The following is a 21,446-nucleotide window of genomic DNA, read 5'->3' as shown; positions in this document are numbered from 1 at the left end:
TGTCATAATTATTTTGTAATAATTGTTAGTTTGATTTTGCAAAGACAATCATTATTTTTATAAGATTAAAAGGATTATCCCAAAGGGAGTAATACTTTTTTTCTATCAAAAATAATTTTGTCAAGTACTCAGGAAAAAATTTCCTCCCAGAATTAACATGCTACTTACTAAAAATACAATACTTAATAAAAAATAAAGCATGAAAACTTTCCAATTATTATTTTCATAACGTGTAAAATATGTATAGATTAGTAAAACCAATGATAAAAACATATTAAACTCGAAGAATATGATATTAGCTCCAAATATTTGAGGATTCTTTTCAACAAGAAACATATATATTATTGGAAACAGGAATATTAAAGACAGCACAACCAAATAACTTTCAAGATATATTTTCGTAATCTTTCTTGCAAGAAACGGCTTTTTAGTCATTTCTATTCCCCATCATTGATTTTTTTTAATACATCAACCATTCTGGAAGCCAAATGTTTACAAGTTTCTATAGCTACATCATCTTCACTAGTCTTGCCTACTCCAGTAGCACCATAATGGGCTGTAGGTCTGTCATCACCAACAACAATACCTCCCTGTATAAGGAAAAAATCATAAATGGAATGGATTGTTGTTTCCTGACCTCCATTACGGAAACCACCAGTACTTATCGCACCACATACTTTATACTTAAAAGAATGATTGTTTCGTAAAGGTCTTAATCTATCAATGAAACTTTTTGCAAGACCGGTCATGTCACCAAAATATACGGGACTGCTCATGATGACTCCATCAGCATTTTTAACTTTCTTGGTAATGTCCTGCATATCATCTTCTATGACACAGTGATTAGTTTTTTTGCAACTGTCACAACCAACACAATAATTGATGTTTTTATCATTCAAAGTGATAAGTTCAGTTTCAATACCTTCCTTTTTTATTTTATCTAATGTATATTTTACCATAAACTCAGTATTACCATTTTTACGAGGACTACCTACAATTCCAACAACTTTTAACATTTTTGTCACCTATTATTTATTGTATACTTTTTTAAATAATGCTTTATATATTGAACTAGGAACAATATATACCAACATCAAGTAAACGGATAAGAAAAATCCTTTAATCCATCCTGTATGTTTGTATAATGCACCCATTAGTGAAATAAGATTGTTCTTAATATTTTTTTTATTTAAAGCTTTGTCGGTCATAATTGCAACAGGAAGAACAATCAGATAATTGTTAGTTGGTATTGAATGATTATCTAGATTCTTATAGAAAATCTTCCTAATTTTTTTATCATTTAACATTAATCCGGAATGGAGCCATCCTTCATAGAATTTAGTATAAGTGTAGGTGTGTTCGGCATCATTTTCCGGATTATCTCCCTGAATTATCAAATCATATTTGGCTCTATATATTAAGAAATTTTCATTTACACTTTTACTAATCAATGCAAATTGTGGGAAGAAATTAGGAACATTATCATATGCTCGGATTATGTCATCGGATTTAATCAACTCTGTCTTGAAGATATATGATGAGATAAATGCAAGATCCATAAAGTACTTTCCTTTGATGATGTTGACCAAATCAACAGCATGAATTTCTCTATTGGGATTAATTTCTTCAATAATTTCAGTTAAATCTTTTTCCTGTCCTTCTTTTTTATTTGTGGGAAGAAGAGGTGAAGAAACATGTATAAAATCATATTTATCACTTAATAGGGCATTTATTACATCTTCACAATCATTAAAATCATAACTGTCGTCATCAGCAAGTAACCATGTATATTCTGAAGTAGACGTTCTTAATCCTTGTGTGATATTTGCGTTTCCACCAATATTCAAATGATTTCTAATAATGGTCATATTTGGAAAAAGTTTGGAATATTTTTCACATATTTCAGGAGTATCATCCGGTGAACAATTATCAAGAATAGTGAATTTACAATTCTTAAAAGGACTATCTAAAAATTGTTTTAAAGTATTCTCCAGGTATGGTGCTCTGTTATAGGTTACAAGAACCAGTTCTAGTTTATCTTCTATCATTGTAATAATTCCTTTTATTCATAATCTATAAATTTCAGCATTCTTTCATTTTTGAAATGTTAATGTTGTAACATGAAATAATAACGGAAATTTTTAATTCTTTAAATTCTAATAATTTGTTCATATTATTAATTTTTATAATGCTTTTTATACCAATTAATTGTTTCAGAAATACCTTCTTCAAATGATGTTTCAACAGTAAAATTTGTATCTTTTTTTAATTTACTAATATCTGCACATAAGTACATTATCTGATTTTCGGAATAATCCAATTTTCCAAAATTAATTTCACAATCAGGATTCATAGTTTCTTTGAGTATTGTAATATATTCTTTTATGGCTCTTGTTTTACCAGAACCCAGAACATAAGTCTCACCGTCATGTCCATTCAGAGCAATTTCATATAATGCTTTAGCACAATCTAAAGAATACAAATAATCCCATTCTTGTTCTCCCTCTGTTGTATCAAATGGGATGTTATTGATAAGGGATTCTATACATGAATTAATCATAGTATTATTAAATCCTGGTCCGTAGACACTTAAAATTCTGGTCCAACAAAATTTTACGTTTAATTCTTCGGATAAATTTTTACCTAATTTGCCTGCCGCATATTTTGCAATTCCATAACTGGTTATAGGATTAATGGACGTATTTTCATTTAATAATTCGTTTTTAATCCCATACTCTGCTTGTGAACCTGATCCAACAAATGATTTACACTTTAATTTTTCAGCAAGCTTAATGGCATCGAGAGTATACTGAATATTTTGCAATTGTAATTCATTAGCATTACGATTCTTGTTTCCTGTAGTACCCTCCCATCCTAAATGGAAAAATACATCCGCTTTGTTAATAAAATTTAAGATGTTTTTTAAATTATTTAAATCACATTCAATAATATTGACGTTCGAGTATTCTTTTAAGAGATCTATTTTAGAACTTGATGGTCTAACAATAGCATAAATATCATGTTCATCATGTAATAATTCTATTAAAGCTAAGCCAATCATTCCTGTACTGCCGGTAATAACAATTTTCATATTCAGTTATCCTCGTTTTCAATTAAATCAATGTACATGTTTTCTTCTAATTCTTTTCTATCCAGGAAAGGTTTCATATCTTCAAGTGGAGCTGAAACCATTTTTCCGTTAGGCAGTTTCTTTGAAGCACTTTTTGGTTCAAATGATTGTGCAGTATCCACAAATACTTCACAAATAACAGGTTCTCTTGTATTCAATGTGTTATTTATAGTGTCTTTTAACTTATTAATATCAGAACATTGATTATATTTAAATCCGTAAGCATAGGCTATTTTTTCCATATTTGGGAAACTGATATCACCACTGTCTGAACCTATTCCAATAAATGGCTGTTCAAAGAATGAACGTTGTGTGATACGTATTGATTGATATCCATCATTATTTATTAAGAATAATTTAATCGGTAATTTATGGTGTATTATGGTTTGAAGTTCCTGTAAATTCATTTGTATACTACCATCACCACAAACGCAGATTATATCATTTTGATCAATCCCGAAGCAAGCTCCAATAGCTGCAGGTAAGTCATAACCCATTGATGCAACACCGGAATTAACCACTAACCGTTGACCTTTTTTAAGTTTATATCCATGTATACAAGCACAGGCAGCTCCATTAGCAACAACAATTTTATCATTTTCTTTCATACAATCAGATAAAGTATCTAAAAATGCATAAACGTTTATTTTATCTTTCTGTTCATATTTGGACTTATCACATACAGGATATTTTTCTTTCCATATATTGCATTGTTTTATCCAATCCTCATTTTTAAAAGTATAATCAGAATATTCTTTTTCAAGATATGCATTGAATTTCTCTAGGAAATCTTTAATGTCTGATTGAATTGGTAAATCAATATTAAGAGTAGGTTTATTTATTTCTGCAGGGTCTATTTCTACCATAATTTTGTAAGCTTCTCTTGCCCAACTGTCATATGCAAAGGAAACTTGTCTAGTACTTAATCTGCAACCTAAAGATAATATTAAATCACTATTTTGAACAGCAAAATTTGCTGGTCTATCACCAAATGAACCACCACATCCAACACATAATGGATTATCATATTCTATTGAATCGGTTGCATTCCAGGCATTAACTACAGGAATCTGCAATTTATTGATGACATTTAAAAATGAATCATATGCATCATTTGTTCTAATAGCGCTACCTGCATATATTACAGGTCTTTTAGCAGTTTTGATTTTTTCAATTACCTTATCAAGGATATCCTCTGTAACTTCTTGTACTGAATTAGCCTCTAATTCTTTTGGATCAAATTCAATTAAATCATCAGTATCGATTATAGCTCCTTGAACGTCTAATGGAATATCAACCCAACAAGGACCTGGTCTACCATCCATTGCCAAATAAATTGCTTTTTCAATACAATATTTGATTTTATTGGCGTCAACAACCATTTCAGCATATTTTGTCATAGAATTTACTGTAGAAACAATATCCCATTCCTGATCTCCTAACTGACGTAAGTCAAGACCAGTACTTGCAACAGTCATTTCATACTTAACTTGTCCTGAAATAATTAACATAGGTATTGAATCAAGGTATGCTCCTAAAACACCAGTAATAGCATTTGTTCCACCAGGGCCTGTAGTTACACAAACTGCAGGAAGTTTATTTGACATTCTATAATATCCTTCTGCAGCTATGGAACAAGCTTGTTCATGATGGTTGTGTATACATTTAATTTTAGGATTATGTCCAAACCCATCATTGAGGTGCATTGCTCCACCACCCACTACTGTAAATAATGTATCAATTCCTTTGTCCGCTAAAAGTTCTGCTATATAATCTGCTACTCTAATCTTCATGTTAATCCCTTTTTATCTTTGTACTCTTCCAGATGTATTCCCTTTTGCTAAATCGTTTACTTCATTGACAGTAACTAAATTATAATCTCCTTCAATAGTTTGTTTAAGACAACTTGCAGCTGTTGCAAATTCTAATGTTTCTTCTAAAGTTAAATTATTCATAAAGCCATAGATGAGACCTGCAGAAAAACTATCTCCCCCACCTACTCTATCAACAAGATGAATCAAATATTCTTTGGATTGAATGACTTTGTTTCCATCATAAATTAATGATTTCCATTTATTATCGCTGGCTGATATTGAAGTTCTTAAAGTACATGCAACATATTTACAACCATATTTTTCATGTACCTGTTTTGCAACATTTGAATATGACTGATAGTTTATTTTGCCTTTGTCAACATCACTATCCTCAGCTTTAATGCCAAATACTTTTTCAATATCTTCTTCGTTAGCGATGCATACATCAACATATTTAATAATTTCACTCATAACTTTATTGGCTTCTTCAGGGGTCCATAGTTTTGATCGATAATTTAAATCACAACTAATTCTTAATCCATGTTCTTTAGCTTTTTTACAAGCAAATTTTGATATTTCAGCTAGTGATTCACTTAAAGCAGGAGTTATACCAGAAATATGGAACCATTCTGCTGATTTGAATATACTATCCCAATCAAAATCATCAAATGTTGATTTAGAAATAGAAGAATATTTTCTGTCGTAAATTACCTTTGAAGGTCTTTGACTAGCTCCTTTTTCAAGATAATAAATTCCTAACCTTTCACCATCTTTTCTAATGTTTTTTATTCCAACACCATACTGTCTTAAAAGGTTTATAGCTGATTGTCCTATTTCATTATCAGGTACCTTTGAAACAAAATCGACAGCAATACCATAATTTGCTAAAGATAATGCGACATTTGCTTCACTACCTCCATAAGTAACATCAAACTTATTACTTTGAACAAATCTACCATATCCCAAAGGAGATAATCTTAACATTATCTCTCCAAAAGTAACAACTTTCATAAAATCACTATAATTCTACATCTACTCTGTTTTTTAATTCATCAAATCTTTGTTTATCTTCATTAACAATTGATTGATAATAATTTAATTTGTTTCTAAGATATAAATATTCGAATTTAATTGCATTATCAATGGCTTCAGCATAATTTTCTCCAAGTTTATTCATATCAAAAACGATTTTTCGTGTTTCTATTCTATCAATTGAATCCTGTAATTTTTTAATAAAATCAATACTATTTACGGATATACTACCTCCAAAAGCTGAATTAAATCCATAATCATTTGAAAGGTTAATTATATTTCTACAATATTCAAGCATTTCTTTTCCGTTAACCTCTGATTTAGGTATTCCACATGAGCGTGAAAAATCACTTCTTCCAATAACAACAGTATCTAAAAAATTCTGATTTTCTTTAAAAATATCATCCATATTGTTATATGCAGTAATTGTTTCTAAATTAATTATTTTATCAATTGATCCTTCTTCACTGGAGTAAAATACTTTGTTGTAAGCATTTTTAAATTTAGATGCTGCAAATGGAGTTTCAATCATAGGTGCCATAATTCCATCAGCACCTAATATTTTACAATCATCAAGATCTCTTACGGCTTCACATCCACCAATTTTAATATACATTTTTAAGCCAGATTTTGATATTATATCACGTAATTTAGTTAATTCATCTTTTCTAGATCCTTCAGTTTCAAATTCTGATTTAACAGCAATTACTCCAAAATCCTTTTTCAAAATTTTAAGTATTTCAACCATTCTTTCTTCTGTACAATTCATATAACCACTTTTTTTTAATTATTGTTTTAAGCGTATTTTTGTGTAATTTATTCTAATGAATTTTTAATACATTTAATCATATAATCCAATTTTACATTTGTCATTCCGGGATATAGGCCAATCCAAAATGTATCATTCATAATACGATTTGTGTTTTCCAGATTTCCAATTACTTTATATTTGCTATAATCATCTCTTATTTCATCAAAACAAGGGTGTTTGATAATGTTTCCGGCAAATAACATTCTAGTTTGTACTCCATGTTCTTCCAGGAACTGTACTATTTCGTTCCTGTTTACACCTTCTTTAACAGTTATCATAAATCCGAACCAGCTAGGATCTGAATTTTCTACTTTTTGAGGTAATATGAGTTTATCCGATAAATCTTTTAGTCCATCATACAAGTATTTGAAATTTTCTTTTCTTTTTTCTACAAATAATGGGAATTTTTCTATTTGAGCACATCCAATTGCTGCCTGCATATCCGTTGCTTTGAGGTTATATCCAAAGTGTGAATAAACGTATTTGTGATCGTAACCTAATGGTAATTCTCCGTATTTTTTTGTAAATCTGTTTCCACAAAGGTTGTCCTGTCCTGATTGGCATTGACAATCTCTTCCCCAGTCACGTAATGAACGAATGATTCTATGTAATAATGGGTTATCTGTGTATACGGCTCCTCCTTCTCCTGTTGTCATATGGTGTGGAGGATAAAAACTACTGGTTCCTATATCTCCGATTGTACCAGTAAACTTTTCTATTCCATCAATAGTATAAGTAGTGCCTAAAGCATCACAATTATCTTCGATTAACCATAAATTATGTTCTTCACAATAATTTTTAACAGCTTTTAAGTCAAACGGATTACCTAATGTGTGTGCAATCATAACGGCTTTTGTTCGAGGAGACAATGCTTCTTCTAATTGTTTAATATCAATATTGTATTGGGGTATTGTTACATCAACAAATACTGGAACAGCCCCATATTGTATGATAGGTGCTACTGTTGTAGGAAACCCTGCAGCTACTGTAATGATTTCATCACCTGGTTTAACTTGACGTTCTTCAAGAAGAGGTGAAGTCAGGGTCATAAATGCTAAAAGATTTGCTGAAGAACCTGAATTAACAAATGAACAATAGTTTACACCTAAATATTGTTTTAACTTTTCTTCAAATTCTATGGTATATCTACCGCTGGTTAACCAAAATTCTAAAGAACTGTCCACAAGATTAACCATTTCATTTTCATCATATACTCTTGAAGCATAAACTATTCTGTCCCCTTCTTTGTATTCTTCAGGAATATTATGATATTTTTTAGCATATTCTTTTACGTATTGTAATATTTCGTTTCTTGCTTCACTTTCAGTCATGTCCTCAAAAATTTCAATCACCTTTTTGTTTTAGATATTCATTGATTTGATTAGTAGTGCATTCAATAATGTCTTCATTATTTATGTAACTTTTTGTCCATTCAACAGTTTTTTCAACAGCTTTTTCAATATTCCAAACGGGTTTCCAGTTAAAAGTGTCTTTAATTTTTTGATTATTTAATTTTAATAATGCTGCTTCATGTGGTCCATTATCTGATTTGTTAATCCATTTAATTGGGTTGTCATTGTTTTTATTATAATATTTGCAGTATAAATCAGTTATTTCACCAGTGGTTATGCAATCCACATCATCTGGACCAACATTATAATAACCCGCATATTTTTCATTATGATATTGTTTTTGAACAATTGTTAAATAGAGTAATAATGGTTCTAGCACGTGTTGATATGGTCTAATTGAATGTGGATTTCTAATTATGATGTTTTCGTTATTAATTGATGCTCTAACACAATCAGGGATAATACGATCAATTGCAAAATCTCCTCCACCAATCACATTACCTGCTCTGGCCGTGGAACATTTAATACCCTGTTCTTTAAAGAATGAATTATTATATGAATGTGTGACTAGTTCTGAACAAGATTTACTATTGGAATACGGATCGTATCCATCAAGTTTTTCATCTTCTGAGAATGAATGATTCTTATCCTTATTTTCATAGACTTTGTCTGTAGTTACATTAAGAAAAGATTCTACATTTTCACATTCTCGAATACATTCACATACATTCACAGTGCCCATAACGTTTGTTTCATAGGTATACACTGGATTTTCATAACTTTTTCTTACAATTGGCTGAGCAGCCATATGAATAACAATTTCGGGTGAATATTCGTTAAATGTCTTTCTTAAGAGTTTTAAATTACGAACATCACCAATAACTGATGTAACACTTTCATCTAATTTTAGTAAATCATACAAATTGGGATTTGTTTCAGCTTCTAAAGAATAACCTATAACATTTGCATTCCATTTACTTAAAATTTTTGATATCCAGGACCCTTTAAAACCGGTATGTCCAGTAACTAGAACCGTTTTGTTTTTAAAAAACTTTTCCAATTATTTCACCAGCTATTCTTTCCAAATATACCATGGTGCATTATCTTCATTCCACATTTTTTCAAGTGCATCATGGTCACGTTTTGTATCCATACACTTCCAGAAGCCTCTGTGTTTATATGATTTAAGTTCTCCATCATGTGCTAAGTTTTCTAACGGAGCTTTTTCAAAAATAGTGGTATCATCAGTAATATAATCTATTACTTCAGGTTCTAATACCATGAATCCACCATTAATCCATCCACCATCAGCTTTACTTTTCTCTGAAAATTGTGTAATAGTGTTTTCATCATCTATTCTAAGAACACCAAAACGTGCATCTAAATTGATTGCTGTGATAGTGGCTAACTTTCCATGATTCTTATGATATTCCAGTAACTCGTTTAAATCTACATCACAAACTCCATCACCATAAGTCAACATGAATGGTTCATCTTTAGGTAAATATGGTTTTATTCTTTTTATTCTTCCACCGGTCATGGTGTTTAAACCAGTATCTACGAGTGTAACTTTCCATGGTTCCGCATAGTTGTTATGAATTTTTAATTCATTGGTTTCTAAGTCTATGGTGACATCTGATGTGTGTAAATAATAATCTGCAAAAAATTCTTTAATCATATGGGATTTGTAACCTAAACAAATTATAAATTCATTAAAACCATAATAAGAATAAATTTTCATAATGTGCCATAGTATTGGTTTTTCTCCAATTTCAATCATTGGTTTAGGTTTTAAATGTGATTCTTCTGATATTCTTGTACCAAATCCGCCCGCAAGGATGACAACTTTCATTTTCATCGAAACTCCTGTAATTCTTGTAAAAAATCATTCTTCATTCATGATAGTGTAATGATTTAAGATATTTTTCAATTAATGGTTATAGTTCATTTTTTTAATTCTGTTTAAATGTTTTTTAGAAAAAATTAAAAAAACTATTTTGAAAAATATCGGATATTTATAAAGTAATTCTATATGTTAATTAATATTTTTTTTATTATACATAAATTTTTCTTGATTCTTAAATTGAGAAATAATTACTTTTTAAATACATTTTACAAACCAATCTTATCGAAAAAAAAATGAGAAATAATAAATTTTTTAAAAAGCTTTTTTGTATAATTAGTATTTTTTGACCAAAAATTAAATTACTTTAAATTATATATGAACTAATTAACTGAAAAAAAAAATTAAATGATAATATGTCTGTAGCAACAAGAGTAGTTAAGAATTCTGGTTTTTTAGTATTGGCTAGTTTAATAAGTAATGTATTTATGTTCCTTTTAACATTAGTCACGGCCAGATATCTTGGAACATATAATTTTGGTCTTATTTCTTCTGCATTAAGTGTTATAGGTATATTTGGAGTTTTTTGTGATTTAGGACTCGGATATTATGCTATTCAGAAAGTATCCAGAAATCATGATTTAACAAGTAAATATTTTGGAACAGCATTTGTTTTACGTCTGATACTTACAATAATTACATTCATAATATATGTCATTTTTAGTTATTTGAGTGGATTTACAGGAAAAGCATTGGGGGTAATGATCGTTATTGGAGTTTACATGTTTTTTAACTCTTTTACAACTTTTTATTATTCCCTATATCAAAGTAATGAGAAAATGCATTATCAAACTATTATAAATACAGTTTATAATGTAGGTGTTTTCTTACTTGCATTGCTATTCATATATTTGAAATTAGATGTAGTATGGATTGCAGCTACTTATCCAATAGCTATGATTCTGTCATTTGTTTTAGGTTGGATTATTAAAATAAGACATTATCCTAAATTTGAGTATGACTTTAGCAGAAACTTTTTAAAAGAGATAATTGTTAACAGTATTCCCTTTGGGATAACAAGTGTTTTTACATCAATATACTTTTGGATTGCAGGAATAATACTGACATTTATGTCAGGTAGTGTTGCAGTAGGACTTTTTAGTTCTTCACAGAAAATAATATTGGTATTATCAGCCTTATTTGTTTTATTATCCAATGCAGTTTTCCCAGTAATGAGTCAATTATTTGTAGAAGATAAAGAAAAATTAAATGATTTATATCAGAAAATGTTGAAATACATGTTAATTTCATCGGTTCCTATTGTAATAGGATCTGTAATATATTCCCATGATATAATTAATATTATATTTGGTTCCCAGTACTTGGATGCAACAGTATGTATGAGTGTTTTAATGTGGGCAGTAATATTTATGTTTTTAAGTGGAACAACATCTACTTTATTAAATGCAATCAATAAGCAATTTTTAGTAACAAAAGTTGCTGCAATTGGTGCAGTATTTAGTGTAATTATGAATTATATTCTTATTTCACAATATTCATATGTTGGTGCCAGTATGACTAGTGTTTTAACGGAATTATTGGTATTAATCTTGATGTTATATTCATTACATAAAACAGACTTTAAATTAAATATTAAATCCACTATCAAACCGATACTTCAAGTTTTACTTGCTAACATTTTCATGGCATTTGTATTAATCTATTTGCAATTGCCATTTGTAGTAGGTGTTTTTGTAGCTATTGTTGTTTATTTGGTGGCATTGTTTGTGACTGGTGCTATTAATGATGAGGACAGGAAAATAATTGTTGGTTTGGTTGAACAGGTAAAAAATAGGTAATAAGGGATTGTCATGAATATTTGTATAGTTACAGAATATTTTCCACATAGTGATTGTTTAGATATTAAGGGTGGTGTGGAAGTTTGTTGTTATAATGAAGCTTTAGGACTTTCAAAGTATCATAATGTTACAGTTCTAACATCAAAAGAGGGCGAACTTGATGAGTTTAATATTCAGGATGTACATGTAATCTGTTGTGGAGAAGATAGAGGTTATGTACAAAAAGGATCATTTACCAGTAGGTTAAAGTTTATGAAAGATGCCGTAGATAAACATAAAGATCTTGAAGATATTGACCTCGTAATTGGTTATAATTTCATCACATATCCTGTAGCTTATAAGCTTGCTGAAAAATTAAACTCTAAAGTAGCCCTAAGATACCATGACGTATGGATTGGTGAATGGACAAAAAATATGGGTATATCTGGTCTTTTTGGTGAAATACTTGAAAGATATATTTTTAAAAAAGATATTGATTTATATGTTGCCGTTTCAGATTTTACAAGAAATAACCTTAACAAGTATGTTGATAACACAAAAACAATAACCGTTCATAATATTGTTGATTTTCCAATGGTTGAATCAGAAAAATATGATAAACCAACAATTTCATGTGTGGCTAGATTGGTGGAGTATAAGCGTGTAAATGATTTAATAAAGGCAGTAGCACTAATTAAAGATGAAATTCCAGAAATTCAATGTAAAATTATAGGTACAGGTCCTGAAGATGAAAATCTTAAAAATTTAACCAAGCAATTGGAATTGGATGAAAATATTGAGTTTCTAGGTTTTGTTGAAGAACATGATGACGTGATGAAAGTAGTGAATTCATCTGATGTATTTTGTCTTCCAAGTATTGTTGAAGGTTTTGGTATAGTTATCATTGAAGCACAATCACTTGAAACACCTTTTGTGGCTGCACGTATTCCTCCAGTAGTTGAATCAAGTGGTCAAAAAGGAGGACTATTTTTTGAACCGAAAAATCATGAAGAACTAGCTAAACAGATACTCACGATTTTAAATGACAGAGAATTATATAAAAAATTACAAATTGAAGGTTTAGAAAATAAAAATAATTATACAAAAGAAGTAATAGGGGATAAGTTGAATAAAGCATATGAAAGCTTATTCAATTAATTTTTTTTCTTTTTTAACACAATTTAATGCTTCAGCTATGATTTTCCACATATCATAGTATTTATATGTACCTAATCTTCCACCGAATATAACTTTTTCTTCTTGACTGGCAAGTTCTTCATATTTCGCATAGATTTCGTTATTTTTATCATTGTTTACAGGATAATATGCTTCATCCCCTGGATTCCATTGTGCAGGATACTCTTTTGTAACTATAGTTTTAGGACTTTCTGATGCTTCAAAGTGTTTATGTTCAATAATACGAGTGTAAGGAATTTCACGTTCAGTATAATTAATCACAGCATTTCCCTGATAATTTTCCACATCAAGCGTTTCAGTTTCAAAACGTAATCCTCGATATTCTAATCTTCCGAATTTGTAGTCATAGAATTGATCTATCATTCCAGTAAACACTATTTTATCAGCAATATTCTCCCAGTTTTCACGGTCTTTAAAGAAATCTGTGTTCAACTTGACTTCTGTTCCATCCAACATCTGTTCGATTACGGTTGTATATCCATCTAATGGTATTCCCTGGTATCTGTCATTAAAGTAGTTGTTGTCAAATGTCAATCGTACCGGTAATCTTTTAATAATGAATGCAGGTAATTCAGTACAATCTTTTCCCCATTGTTTTTCAGTATAACCTTTAATAAGTTTTGTGTAAATATCCAGTCCAACTAAACTTATTGCTTGTTCTTCTAAGTTTTTAGGTTCTGTAATATTTGCTTCAGCTTTTTGTTCTTCAATTTTTTCAAGAGCTTCGGTAGGTGTTTTAGTACCCCACATTTGATAGAACGTGTTCATATTAAATGGTAAATTGTACATTTTATCTTCATAAACTGCAACAGGTGAGTTAATAAAGTTATTGAACTCTGTAAATTGGTTAATATACTCCCATACTTCTTTGTCACTTGTATGGAAAATATGTGCTCCATATTTGTGTACATTGATGTTTTCTTCTTTGGAAGTGTATATGTTTCCACCAATATGGTCTCTTTTTTCTATTACTAAACAGTTTTTTCCTATTTTTTTCATTTCATATGCAAATATCGAACCAAATAATCCGGATCCTACTATTAAATAATCATATTTCATATATTTTCCCTTGTAGATTATATACTAGAAAGTATGTATTTGGTTGATAATAAATTTTAAAGATTATGAATAACAATATAATATCAGAAAAAATAAGAGGAATATTATGGCCGATTTTAAATTTAATAAAACTAGTATCGAAGGAGTTTACATCATAGAACCACAAGTATTTGGGGATAATAGAGGATATTTTATGGAAACATATCATAAGGAAGTATTCTCAGAAAATGGACTGGACATGGAATTTGTTCAAGATAATCAATCAAAATCAAAAAAAGGAGTTTTAAGAGGACTTCACTTCCAATATACTCAACCACAAGGAAAACTAGTAAGAGTTATCAGTGGAGAAGTATTTGATGTTGCAGTAGATTTGAGAAAAGATTCACCTACATACGGTAAATGGGAAGGAGTATTATTATCTGCCGAAAATAAAAAACAATTCTACATTCCGGAAGGTTTTGCACATGGATTTGTAGTACTAAGTGATACTGCAGAGTTTACATATAAATGTACTGATTTTTATAAAGCCGATGATGAAGGTGGAATCAAATGGGATGATCCTGAAATAGGTATTGATTGGCCAATTGATGATATTGATGAAATAATTCTTTCAGAAAAAGATAAACTCTGGAAACCGTTAAGTGAAACAGAAACAGACTTTTAATTAAAAAAATAGTTAATAAAAAAATTGAGTAAATATATTTTACTTCAATTTATTTCTCCCTCTTTAAATATCATTCAAGTTGTACTTTTTTTTTACTTCCCAAAATGTAATTATATTTTATAATCTTATCTTTGGAAGAGAATGGGTGTAATAATCTAATAATTTTTCATTATTTCTAATAGTTTCCAAATCTATTGATTCAAAACTGGTTTCCTTATTATGAATTGCAATGGAGGTTTGGCTGGCAACAAAACCTTTATTTTCAATTATATCTACAAGTTGTTTTGCGTAGGTTTTTTCAGAATTATTTACTCTTTCACGCATTATTTGTATAATATTTTCTTTTTTTAATTCAAAGATATTATTTAATTCTTCAATTTCATTTAAAATTTCATTTGCCCATTCTTTAATTTTAATATTTTCACCATCTTTAAGTAAAAAAATATCCGGATTAAATGCTTTTTCGGCAATTAGTTCTTCGTTATAAACTCCTTCACTTTGCCATTCATCGTATTTGCTTTCTTCTTTAAGCATTAAATATATCAGGAACAAATGTACGAATTCTGCATCTACAAGAGATATTCCACATTTGTCAAAAGGATTAATATCAATACTTCTTACTTCCAAATATAGAATTCCATTTTCCAGTAAAGATTCTAAATAGTTGGTAGGATCTTTTGGTTTTAATCTTATCTGAGTATATAATTCTTTTGCTTCGGATAAACTTCCCTCTTCTATAAAAGAATTTACATCGTTAATAAAATTTCTAATATTATCATAACGTGGATATAATGCTAGTAAATTTTTATATCCTATACTTGAATTTCTAAAAGATGCTCCTTCTTTGGAATAGAAACTATCAATCCCATCGAAGTTTTTCATAAGTTCTATACATTCTTTGGTAAATGTTTTATGAGCTGATGGTGTTGCTCCTGTTAAATATATTATTAACCACTTTAATCTGAGATAATTTCGTGTAATTTTTAAGTAAATCTCGTTTTTGAAATTTTTATATGAAATATCTTCTTTTTCATAATTGGAATATAATTTTTGTATCGTTTTTTCATCTATTGAGAAGTTATAATGTATTCCTGAAATCATTTGTTTTTTTGTACCGTATTTTTTAGCTAAGTTGATTCGGTAGTCTCTTGATTCTTCTCCTTTTTTACCTTCATATTCTGCTAATGGTATCATGTATTTATCAGGAAGTATGCAAGGTAATGATTGGTTCCAAATATACTGGTCATTTGGTATGGATGTGTTAACAATATCAACTAAGAATGTTAAACATTGATATGCTTCTTTAAGTGAATTAAATGTTGGAGTAACTATTTCCACTTGACTTTCTGAAAAGTCTGTTGTAATGTAAGGATTTTTTAGTTTATTTCCGAATACATCAGGATGTGGCGTTATAGATAAATTTCCTTTTTGATCTATTCTCAGTCCTTCTTTTTCAAATCCAAAGTTTCCACTAAGCAATTCTTTAGGAGTTAATAGGCCTCTGATGTTGGTTGTTGTCAGAAATTTTTTCATATATTTATATTGTTTTTTAACACTTATAAAATTTAACAATGTTATAAAATTTTTGTAAAAAAAAGTTAAGAATTTTTGTAAAATTCTTTTTAGTCATGTAATTCAAAAATGCTTGCATCAGATTGGCTTCCCATACATATATTACAATGGGAAGGAATGTTGACTTTTTCTTTATGTAATTGACAGAGAACTTCTTGTGTTTTGATAGTTTTGCAAACTTTACAAAATTTAGGTATAAGGTCAATAGGTTGTAATTCACCTGTTGTCATTTCTTGTGCCATGTTCTTAATATATTCTTCCACTTCCGGTTCGAAGTCAATTTCATGTCCTCTTTTGTCACTGATATATTGACTAACAGCAGGTTGTGTAATTTCCAATAGTTGTGAAATTTCTTTTTGTTTCATTCCTAGTTTCAATAATTCTTTTGCAAGCTTAGATCTAATGGATGGTATAACGTACCAGACTACTATTTCACAAGGTGGTTTCATGGACAATTCCTCCAAAGCATAATTTTATTTTTTCACGTTTTTTTATTATTTTCCTAATTATCTATTATGTTAAATGTAATATATATATTTCACAATGTTATAAATAAACTAATTATACATATGTAAATACATTTAACTATTTTAAAAGACAAACATATAACATAATATAATATTTAAACATAGAATGGTGGTCAATATATGGATATTGAATGGTTTTATATAGCAGTTGTACTAGCTTGTTCCGATATTATGCATGGAATTATCTGGCACACATTCAGTGATTTTTATATAATATTCGGTGAAATAATACACAACATAGTTAAATCATCATTCGTTACATGGATAGTGCATGAAGTACTAGAAGCAATTTTCCATTTTATTGTTTTATCACTAGTATTCCAGTCATTTACAATAGGAGTATTGGCAGGTGCAATCCATTTCTGCATAGATGTATTCCATAACTATTTTGAAATAGAAATGAATGCATTACATCATAGAGCATTACATTTTGTAATTGAATCAATATTTTTCATGATAATATTATCACTTTAAAAGACAAATAAACCCCCAATTTTTTTAAAATAAATAAAAGGAACTATAACATGCCAGTAATAAATTTCAAATATGATGAACTTTACAAACAATTAGGTAAAACACTTGATAATGATGAATTAATTAATATATTGCCAATGATATCAAGTGATGTTGAAAGTTACACGGATGAAGAAGTAAAAGCAGAATTCTTCCCGAATAGACCAGATTATTATAGTTTAGAAGGAGTAGTAAGATCACTTAAAGGATACCTTGAAATTGAAACGGGAATGCCAAAGTATGAAGTTATTGAAACAGAAAATACAATAACTGTGGATGAAAAACTTGAAAACGTCAGACCATACGTGGCTACATGTTTAATAAAAAACATAGAGATATCTGATGATGAATTAGTTAATATAATGGAATTCCAGGAACATTTACATTGGGTAATAGGAAGAGATAGGAAAAAAGTTGCAATAGGAATTCATGATTTGGATAAAGTTGAAGGTCCATTCTATTACAAAGCAGGAAATCCAAAAGAAGACACATTTATTCCTTTAGATTCAACAGAAGAATTAACTTTGGATGAAATACTAGAAGAACATGATAAGGGAAAAAAATACTCAAAACTCTTAAAAGATAAGGAGTATTATCCTTTAATAGTCGATGCAAATGGAAATATAATGAGTATGCCACCAATAATTAATAGTGATTTAACTAAATTAACAACCGAATCTAAAAACTTGTTCATTGATGTAACAGGGACAGATTTAAATGCAGTAACAAATGCTTTAAACATTATAGCAAGTAACTTGGCAGAACATGACGGTGCAGTAATTGAAACAATGAAAGTTGTCTATCCATACCATGATGATATAGAATATCCTCAATTTGAACCACAGATTATAGATGTTCACACATCAATTGCTTCTGAATATATAGGAATAGAATTAACTTCAGATAAAATAGTAAAAAATCTTGAAAAAACCAGATTTGATGCAGAAAAAATAGATGAAGAAATAGTTCGAGTAACTGTGCCACGATACAGGATAGATATTTTACATGAAGTGGACATTATAGAAAACATAGCTTTAGGATATGGGTTCAATGATTTACCAGCAGAATTACCTGATTATTCAACAGTTGCAAATCCTGATCCAAAAAGAGAATTTGATAAAGTATTAGAACAAATAATGATTGGATTAGGATTTACAGAAATAAAAAGTTTAATGTTAACCAGTGAGGAACAACATTACACAAAATTAGGTAGACCAATAGAAGATCAACCAGTAACAGTAGCACAACCTATTACACAAGACAGAACTATGATTAGACAATCACTTATAAACAGTTTATTGGAATTCTTAGAAGACAATAAACATGAAGAGTTACCACAAAAAATCTTTGAAATAGGTGATGTAGCATACATAGATGAAAATGTTGAAGTAAAAATGAGAACTGTTAAAAAAATGGCTGGAGCTCAGATATCAACTAATGCAAATTTAACGACAATAAAATCTTATATGGAATCAATTGTCTCCAACTTAGGATTTAACATGATTTTAGAAGACTATGATGATACACTGTTTATACAGGGTAGATGTGCTAAGTTCACAGTTGAAGCTATGGATGAAAAAACTCCATTCACCTTTACTGGATACTTTGGAGAAGTTCATCCACAGGTACTTACAAACTTTGACTTAGAATATCCAACAATAATGTTTGAAATAGAATTTATGGAAAAATAAATTCTTTAAAACTTCTTTTTTTAAAATATTCGATTAACTATTTTTTCTGGATTCTTTCATTAATAAATATCCTTCAAATAAATCTATATCCTCTTTTGTAGTAATTTTTATATTTGTTTGACTTGATTTGGAGAAATATATTTCTCTACCCATATAATACATGAGGGTTGTGGTATGTGGTTCAATTTTTTCAAGTAATCCTTTTTCTATGGCTTCCTCGTATAACTGGGACACATAAGAAAATTTAAAACACTGAGGTGAATTAAGTACCATTACTTTATCCCTGTCAATCCATTGCGTAGATTTTTCTCCATCATTACTACCTAATAACAATACGGAAGACATTGCAGGTGAGGAATTGCCTTTTTCTTTACATACTCTTATGGCATCACTAATAATATCTTCAGAAACAAATGGTGAAGCACCATAATGTACTAATACTATATCTTCATCATTTATTTTGTCTTTTAAATTATTCACACCATTAATTACTGAATGTTGAAAATCTTTTCCACCTTTGGTTATCCATTTTACTTTATCCAGGTTATATTCCTTAATAAGTTCTTTTAAGTAGTCTATATGACTTTCAATACAAACTACCTCAATCGCATCAATTTCGGGATGATTTTGGAAAGCTTCAATAGTATATACTAATACTGGTTTTCCAAGAACTTCAATAAATTGTTTAGGTTTGTCTGCACCTAATCTAGAACCTACTCCTCCAGCTAATATTATTGGTATATTCATTATATCTCCTCATAACTATCAATTACATCATCAACATGTTTTACTAAGTATCTATATGCGGGTAAAAAGAAAAATCCATCGTCTTCTCCAACACTACCTTTAAACAATCCCCAATTTATCCAATAAAAAGCGGTTAATATTGATTGGCCCATGGCATGGCGATGTTCTAACTCTGTTAATTCTCTATTATAAAATGATTTTAATAATTTTTCACGAATGTCCTCCGTATATTCATATCTGGTAAATATGGCTGCAACATCATTAACAGGGTCATTTATTCCAGAATATTCCCAATCAATTAAATAAAAGTCACCTTCTGTTGTGGAAATAAAGTTAGGTTCATAGACATCATTGTGACTGACCACTAACTCTATACCATATTTTTCTCTTTCTTCTTTAACAAATGAATCCACTAAATCGACTTTGGAAATTAATTCTTCAAATTCTTTGAATAAATTTCCTTTGGTACTGCAAGCCTTAGCCATTAATTTTTTTCCTTCGATAACATTGTCAAATAATTTAACTTCATCAGTTATTGGCATTTCTTGTGTTTTATGGAGTGCTTCCATTGATTGTTTCAAATGTGTTTCATTGGATATTATGTCACATGGTATGATGTTCTGGATAAAATGCGAAATTTTCCAACCGGTTTTGTCCATGTAAATTAATGAATTATCAAGATTATACTCTTTTGCTTTATATTGGGTGTACAACTCTGTTTTTCTGTCAATTAGATTATCTGCCGTTCCTCCAGGATGTCTGTATACATATTCATGTCCATTTACTGAAAATTTGAAAGAAACGTTTGTTAATCCTGCTTGAATAATTTCAATCTCTTTTATCTCATTTGGATGACAATCTAATGTCTTACAGATATTATTAACAATTTCAGAATCTACATTTAATAAAAAATCAGAATCAAATTGTCTTAAATCATCTATTGAATCAAACTCTAAAAGTTCATTTTTGTCAAATTTGTTCATGTATAATGTCAAATCTTTCAAATGAGTTGCATAATATTGTTCCCAGAACATATTTGCAACCCCAAAATCATCAATTTCATCTTCAAGAGTTTTTCTGAAAATTTTTGAAAATCTTTCATTGAAATAGGCATGACCAATCATAGCCATCCTATCTTTACCACCAACATAACATCCTGTGATAATATTTGCATCGGAGTAATCTATTCCAAATTCACGGAATTTTCCGGCTATGTAAGTACAGGCTCTATATGATTTATTTTCTATATTATTTTCTAAAAAGGGATTACTTAAAAAATAATGATCAGCACAACATATAAACGTGTTTTTTAAGTATTCTCTCGTTACATAAAGTGAATAAATGTTTCCATATTTTCCATAGGTGTTATTTACAACTAATTGAACCTGAGGATATTTCTGTTCTAAATAGAAAAATTTCTCTTTCATGTATCCAACAACAACATAGATTTCATTTACGTCAGCTTCAATTAATTGTTCTATCTGTCTTTCAATCAAGACTTCTCCCCTAACAATAAAGAGTCCCTTTGGTTTTTCATAGCTAAAAGGTGCAAATCTATCTGATTTACCGGCAGCCATAATTATTGCATTTTTTTCCATGATATTACCCACATTAAATATAAAATATTAATTAATATCCCAAAAAAGTATTCTTAGT

20 protein-coding genes are annotated in these 21,446 nt (G+C 29.4%); 5 read left to right on the top strand and 15 right to left on the bottom strand.

What is annotated here, in order from left to right; all coding sequences use genetic code 11:
* Positions 1 to 120: 120 nt before the first annotated feature.
* The 10 genes from QZZ11_RS01970 to rfbF all read right to left on the bottom strand — a co-directional run bounded on the left by QZZ11_RS01970 (position 121) and on the right by rfbF (position 9,997).
* Positions 121 to 435 carry a hypothetical protein gene (locus tag QZZ11_RS01970; RefSeq protein ID WP_292473077.1) on the bottom strand — a complete coding sequence of 105 codons (315 nt, stop codon included), beginning with the start codon at positions 433 to 435 and terminating at the stop codon, positions 121 to 123.
* Positions 436 to 437: 2 nt separating this feature from the next.
* Positions 438 to 1,016: a flavodoxin family protein gene (locus QZZ11_RS01965; protein ID WP_292473075.1), complete on the bottom strand. Its 579-nt coding sequence runs from the start codon at positions 1,014 to 1,016 to the stop codon at positions 438 to 440.
* A 12-nt stretch (positions 1,017 to 1,028) separates the two neighbouring features.
* Complete coding sequence (locus tag QZZ11_RS01960; RefSeq protein WP_292473073.1) at positions 1,029 to 2,048, bottom strand: glycosyltransferase family 2 protein; 1,020 nt, start codon at positions 2,046 to 2,048, stop codon at positions 1,029 to 1,031.
* A gap of 128 nt (positions 2,049 to 2,176) precedes the next feature.
* On the bottom strand, positions 2,177 to 3,091 hold the full coding sequence (locus QZZ11_RS01955; RefSeq protein WP_292473071.1) for an NAD(P)-dependent oxidoreductase: 915 nt from the start codon (positions 3,089 to 3,091) through the stop codon (positions 2,177 to 2,179).
* A 2-nt stretch (positions 3,092 to 3,093) separates the two neighbouring features.
* Complete coding sequence (locus QZZ11_RS01950) at positions 3,094 to 4,923, bottom strand: thiamine pyrophosphate-binding protein (protein ID WP_292473069.1); 1,830 nt, start codon at positions 4,921 to 4,923, stop codon at positions 3,094 to 3,096.
* Between the two features lie 12 nt (positions 4,924 to 4,935).
* Positions 4,936 to 5,955, bottom strand: coding sequence for a sugar kinase (locus QZZ11_RS01945; protein WP_292473067.1), 1,020 nt, complete (start codon positions 5,953 to 5,955; stop codon positions 4,936 to 4,938).
* Positions 5,956 to 5,962: 7 nt separating this feature from the next.
* Positions 5,963 to 6,745 (bottom strand): aldolase/citrate lyase family protein, encoded by a 783-nt coding sequence (locus QZZ11_RS01940; protein WP_292473065.1) that lies wholly within the window; start codon positions 6,743 to 6,745, stop codon positions 5,963 to 5,965.
* 47 nt (positions 6,746 to 6,792) lie between these two features.
* Positions 6,793 to 8,118, bottom strand: a complete 1,326-nt coding sequence (gene rfbH, locus QZZ11_RS01935) for a lipopolysaccharide biosynthesis protein RfbH (RefSeq protein WP_292473063.1) — start codon at positions 8,116 to 8,118, stop codon at positions 6,793 to 6,795.
* 13 nt (positions 8,119 to 8,131) lie between these two features.
* Positions 8,132 to 9,199, bottom strand: a complete 1,068-nt coding sequence (gene rfbG, locus QZZ11_RS01930) for a CDP-glucose 4,6-dehydratase (RefSeq protein WP_292473061.1) — start codon at positions 9,197 to 9,199, stop codon at positions 8,132 to 8,134.
* 12 nt (positions 9,200 to 9,211) lie between these two features.
* Positions 9,212 to 9,997 carry a glucose-1-phosphate cytidylyltransferase gene (rfbF, locus tag QZZ11_RS01925; protein ID WP_292473059.1) on the bottom strand — a complete coding sequence of 262 codons (786 nt, stop codon included), beginning with the start codon at positions 9,995 to 9,997 and terminating at the stop codon, positions 9,212 to 9,214.
* Between the two features lie 401 nt (positions 9,998 to 10,398).
* Here rfbF and QZZ11_RS01920 point away from each other — a divergent pair, with 401 nt between their 5' ends.
* Together QZZ11_RS01920 and QZZ11_RS01915 are read left to right on the top strand one after the other, a co-directional pair.
* Positions 10,399 to 11,841, top strand: a complete 1,443-nt coding sequence (locus QZZ11_RS01920) for a flippase (protein WP_292473057.1) — start codon at positions 10,399 to 10,401, stop codon at positions 11,839 to 11,841.
* A gap of 12 nt (positions 11,842 to 11,853) precedes the next feature.
* Complete coding sequence (locus QZZ11_RS01915; protein WP_292473055.1) at positions 11,854 to 12,978, top strand: glycosyltransferase family 4 protein; 1,125 nt, start codon at positions 11,854 to 11,856, stop codon at positions 12,976 to 12,978.
* On the opposite strand, the gene glf is transcribed toward QZZ11_RS01915, so the two are convergent.
* Positions 12,967 to 14,076, bottom strand: coding sequence for a UDP-galactopyranose mutase (gene glf, locus QZZ11_RS01910; RefSeq protein WP_292473053.1), 1,110 nt, complete (start codon positions 14,074 to 14,076; stop codon positions 12,967 to 12,969). The genes QZZ11_RS01915 and glf overlap by 12 nt on opposite strands.
* A 106-nt stretch (positions 14,077 to 14,182) precedes the next feature.
* Between glf and rfbC the strand changes: the two genes are divergently transcribed.
* Positions 14,183 to 14,740: a dTDP-4-dehydrorhamnose 3,5-epimerase gene (rfbC, locus tag QZZ11_RS01905; RefSeq protein ID WP_292473050.1), complete on the top strand. Its 558-nt coding sequence runs from the start codon at positions 14,183 to 14,185 to the stop codon at positions 14,738 to 14,740.
* Between the two features lie 117 nt (positions 14,741 to 14,857).
* Here rfbC and QZZ11_RS01900 read toward each other — a convergent pair whose 3' ends face one another.
* Both QZZ11_RS01900 and QZZ11_RS01895 read right to left on the bottom strand, forming a co-directional pair.
* The gene (locus QZZ11_RS01900; protein ID WP_292473048.1) at positions 14,858 to 16,273 is read right to left on the bottom strand and encodes a glutamate--cysteine ligase; all 1,416 of its coding nucleotides are present in this window, start codon (positions 16,271 to 16,273) and stop codon (positions 14,858 to 14,860) included.
* An 89-nt stretch (positions 16,274 to 16,362) separates the two neighbouring features.
* On the bottom strand, positions 16,363 to 16,761 hold the full coding sequence (locus tag QZZ11_RS01895) for a transcriptional regulator (protein ID WP_292473047.1): 399 nt from the start codon (positions 16,759 to 16,761) through the stop codon (positions 16,363 to 16,365).
* A gap of 198 nt (positions 16,762 to 16,959) precedes the next feature.
* Here QZZ11_RS01895 and QZZ11_RS01890 point away from each other — a divergent pair, with 198 nt between their 5' ends.
* Both QZZ11_RS01890 and pheT read left to right on the top strand, forming a co-directional pair.
* Positions 16,960 to 17,313 carry a hypothetical protein gene (locus QZZ11_RS01890; protein ID WP_292473045.1) on the top strand — a complete coding sequence of 118 codons (354 nt, stop codon included), beginning with the start codon at positions 16,960 to 16,962 and terminating at the stop codon, positions 17,311 to 17,313.
* A 50-nt stretch (positions 17,314 to 17,363) separates the two neighbouring features.
* Positions 17,364 to 19,043 carry a phenylalanine--tRNA ligase subunit beta gene (gene pheT / locus QZZ11_RS01885; RefSeq protein WP_292473043.1) on the top strand — a complete coding sequence of 560 codons (1,680 nt, stop codon included), beginning with the start codon at positions 17,364 to 17,366 and terminating at the stop codon, positions 19,041 to 19,043.
* Between the two features lie 33 nt (positions 19,044 to 19,076).
* Here the strand turns inward: pheT and QZZ11_RS01880 are convergent, their stop codons facing one another.
* The gene (locus tag QZZ11_RS01880; RefSeq protein ID WP_292473040.1) at positions 19,077 to 19,790 is read right to left on the bottom strand and encodes an IspD/TarI family cytidylyltransferase; all 714 of its coding nucleotides are present in this window, start codon (positions 19,788 to 19,790) and stop codon (positions 19,077 to 19,079) included.
* The gene (locus tag QZZ11_RS01875) at positions 19,790 to 21,388 is read right to left on the bottom strand and encodes an NTP transferase domain-containing protein (protein ID WP_292473038.1); all 1,599 of its coding nucleotides are present in this window, start codon (positions 21,386 to 21,388) and stop codon (positions 19,790 to 19,792) included. The genes QZZ11_RS01880 and QZZ11_RS01875 overlap by 1 nt, the downstream gene beginning before the upstream one ends.
* Positions 21,389 to 21,446 lie beyond the last annotated feature (58 nt).

Source organism: Methanosphaera sp., assembly GCF_016282985.1.
Lineage (GTDB): Archaea > Methanobacteriota > Methanobacteria > Methanobacteriales > Methanobacteriaceae > Methanosphaera.
This window is presented reverse-complemented; position numbering and strand designations above follow the sequence as displayed.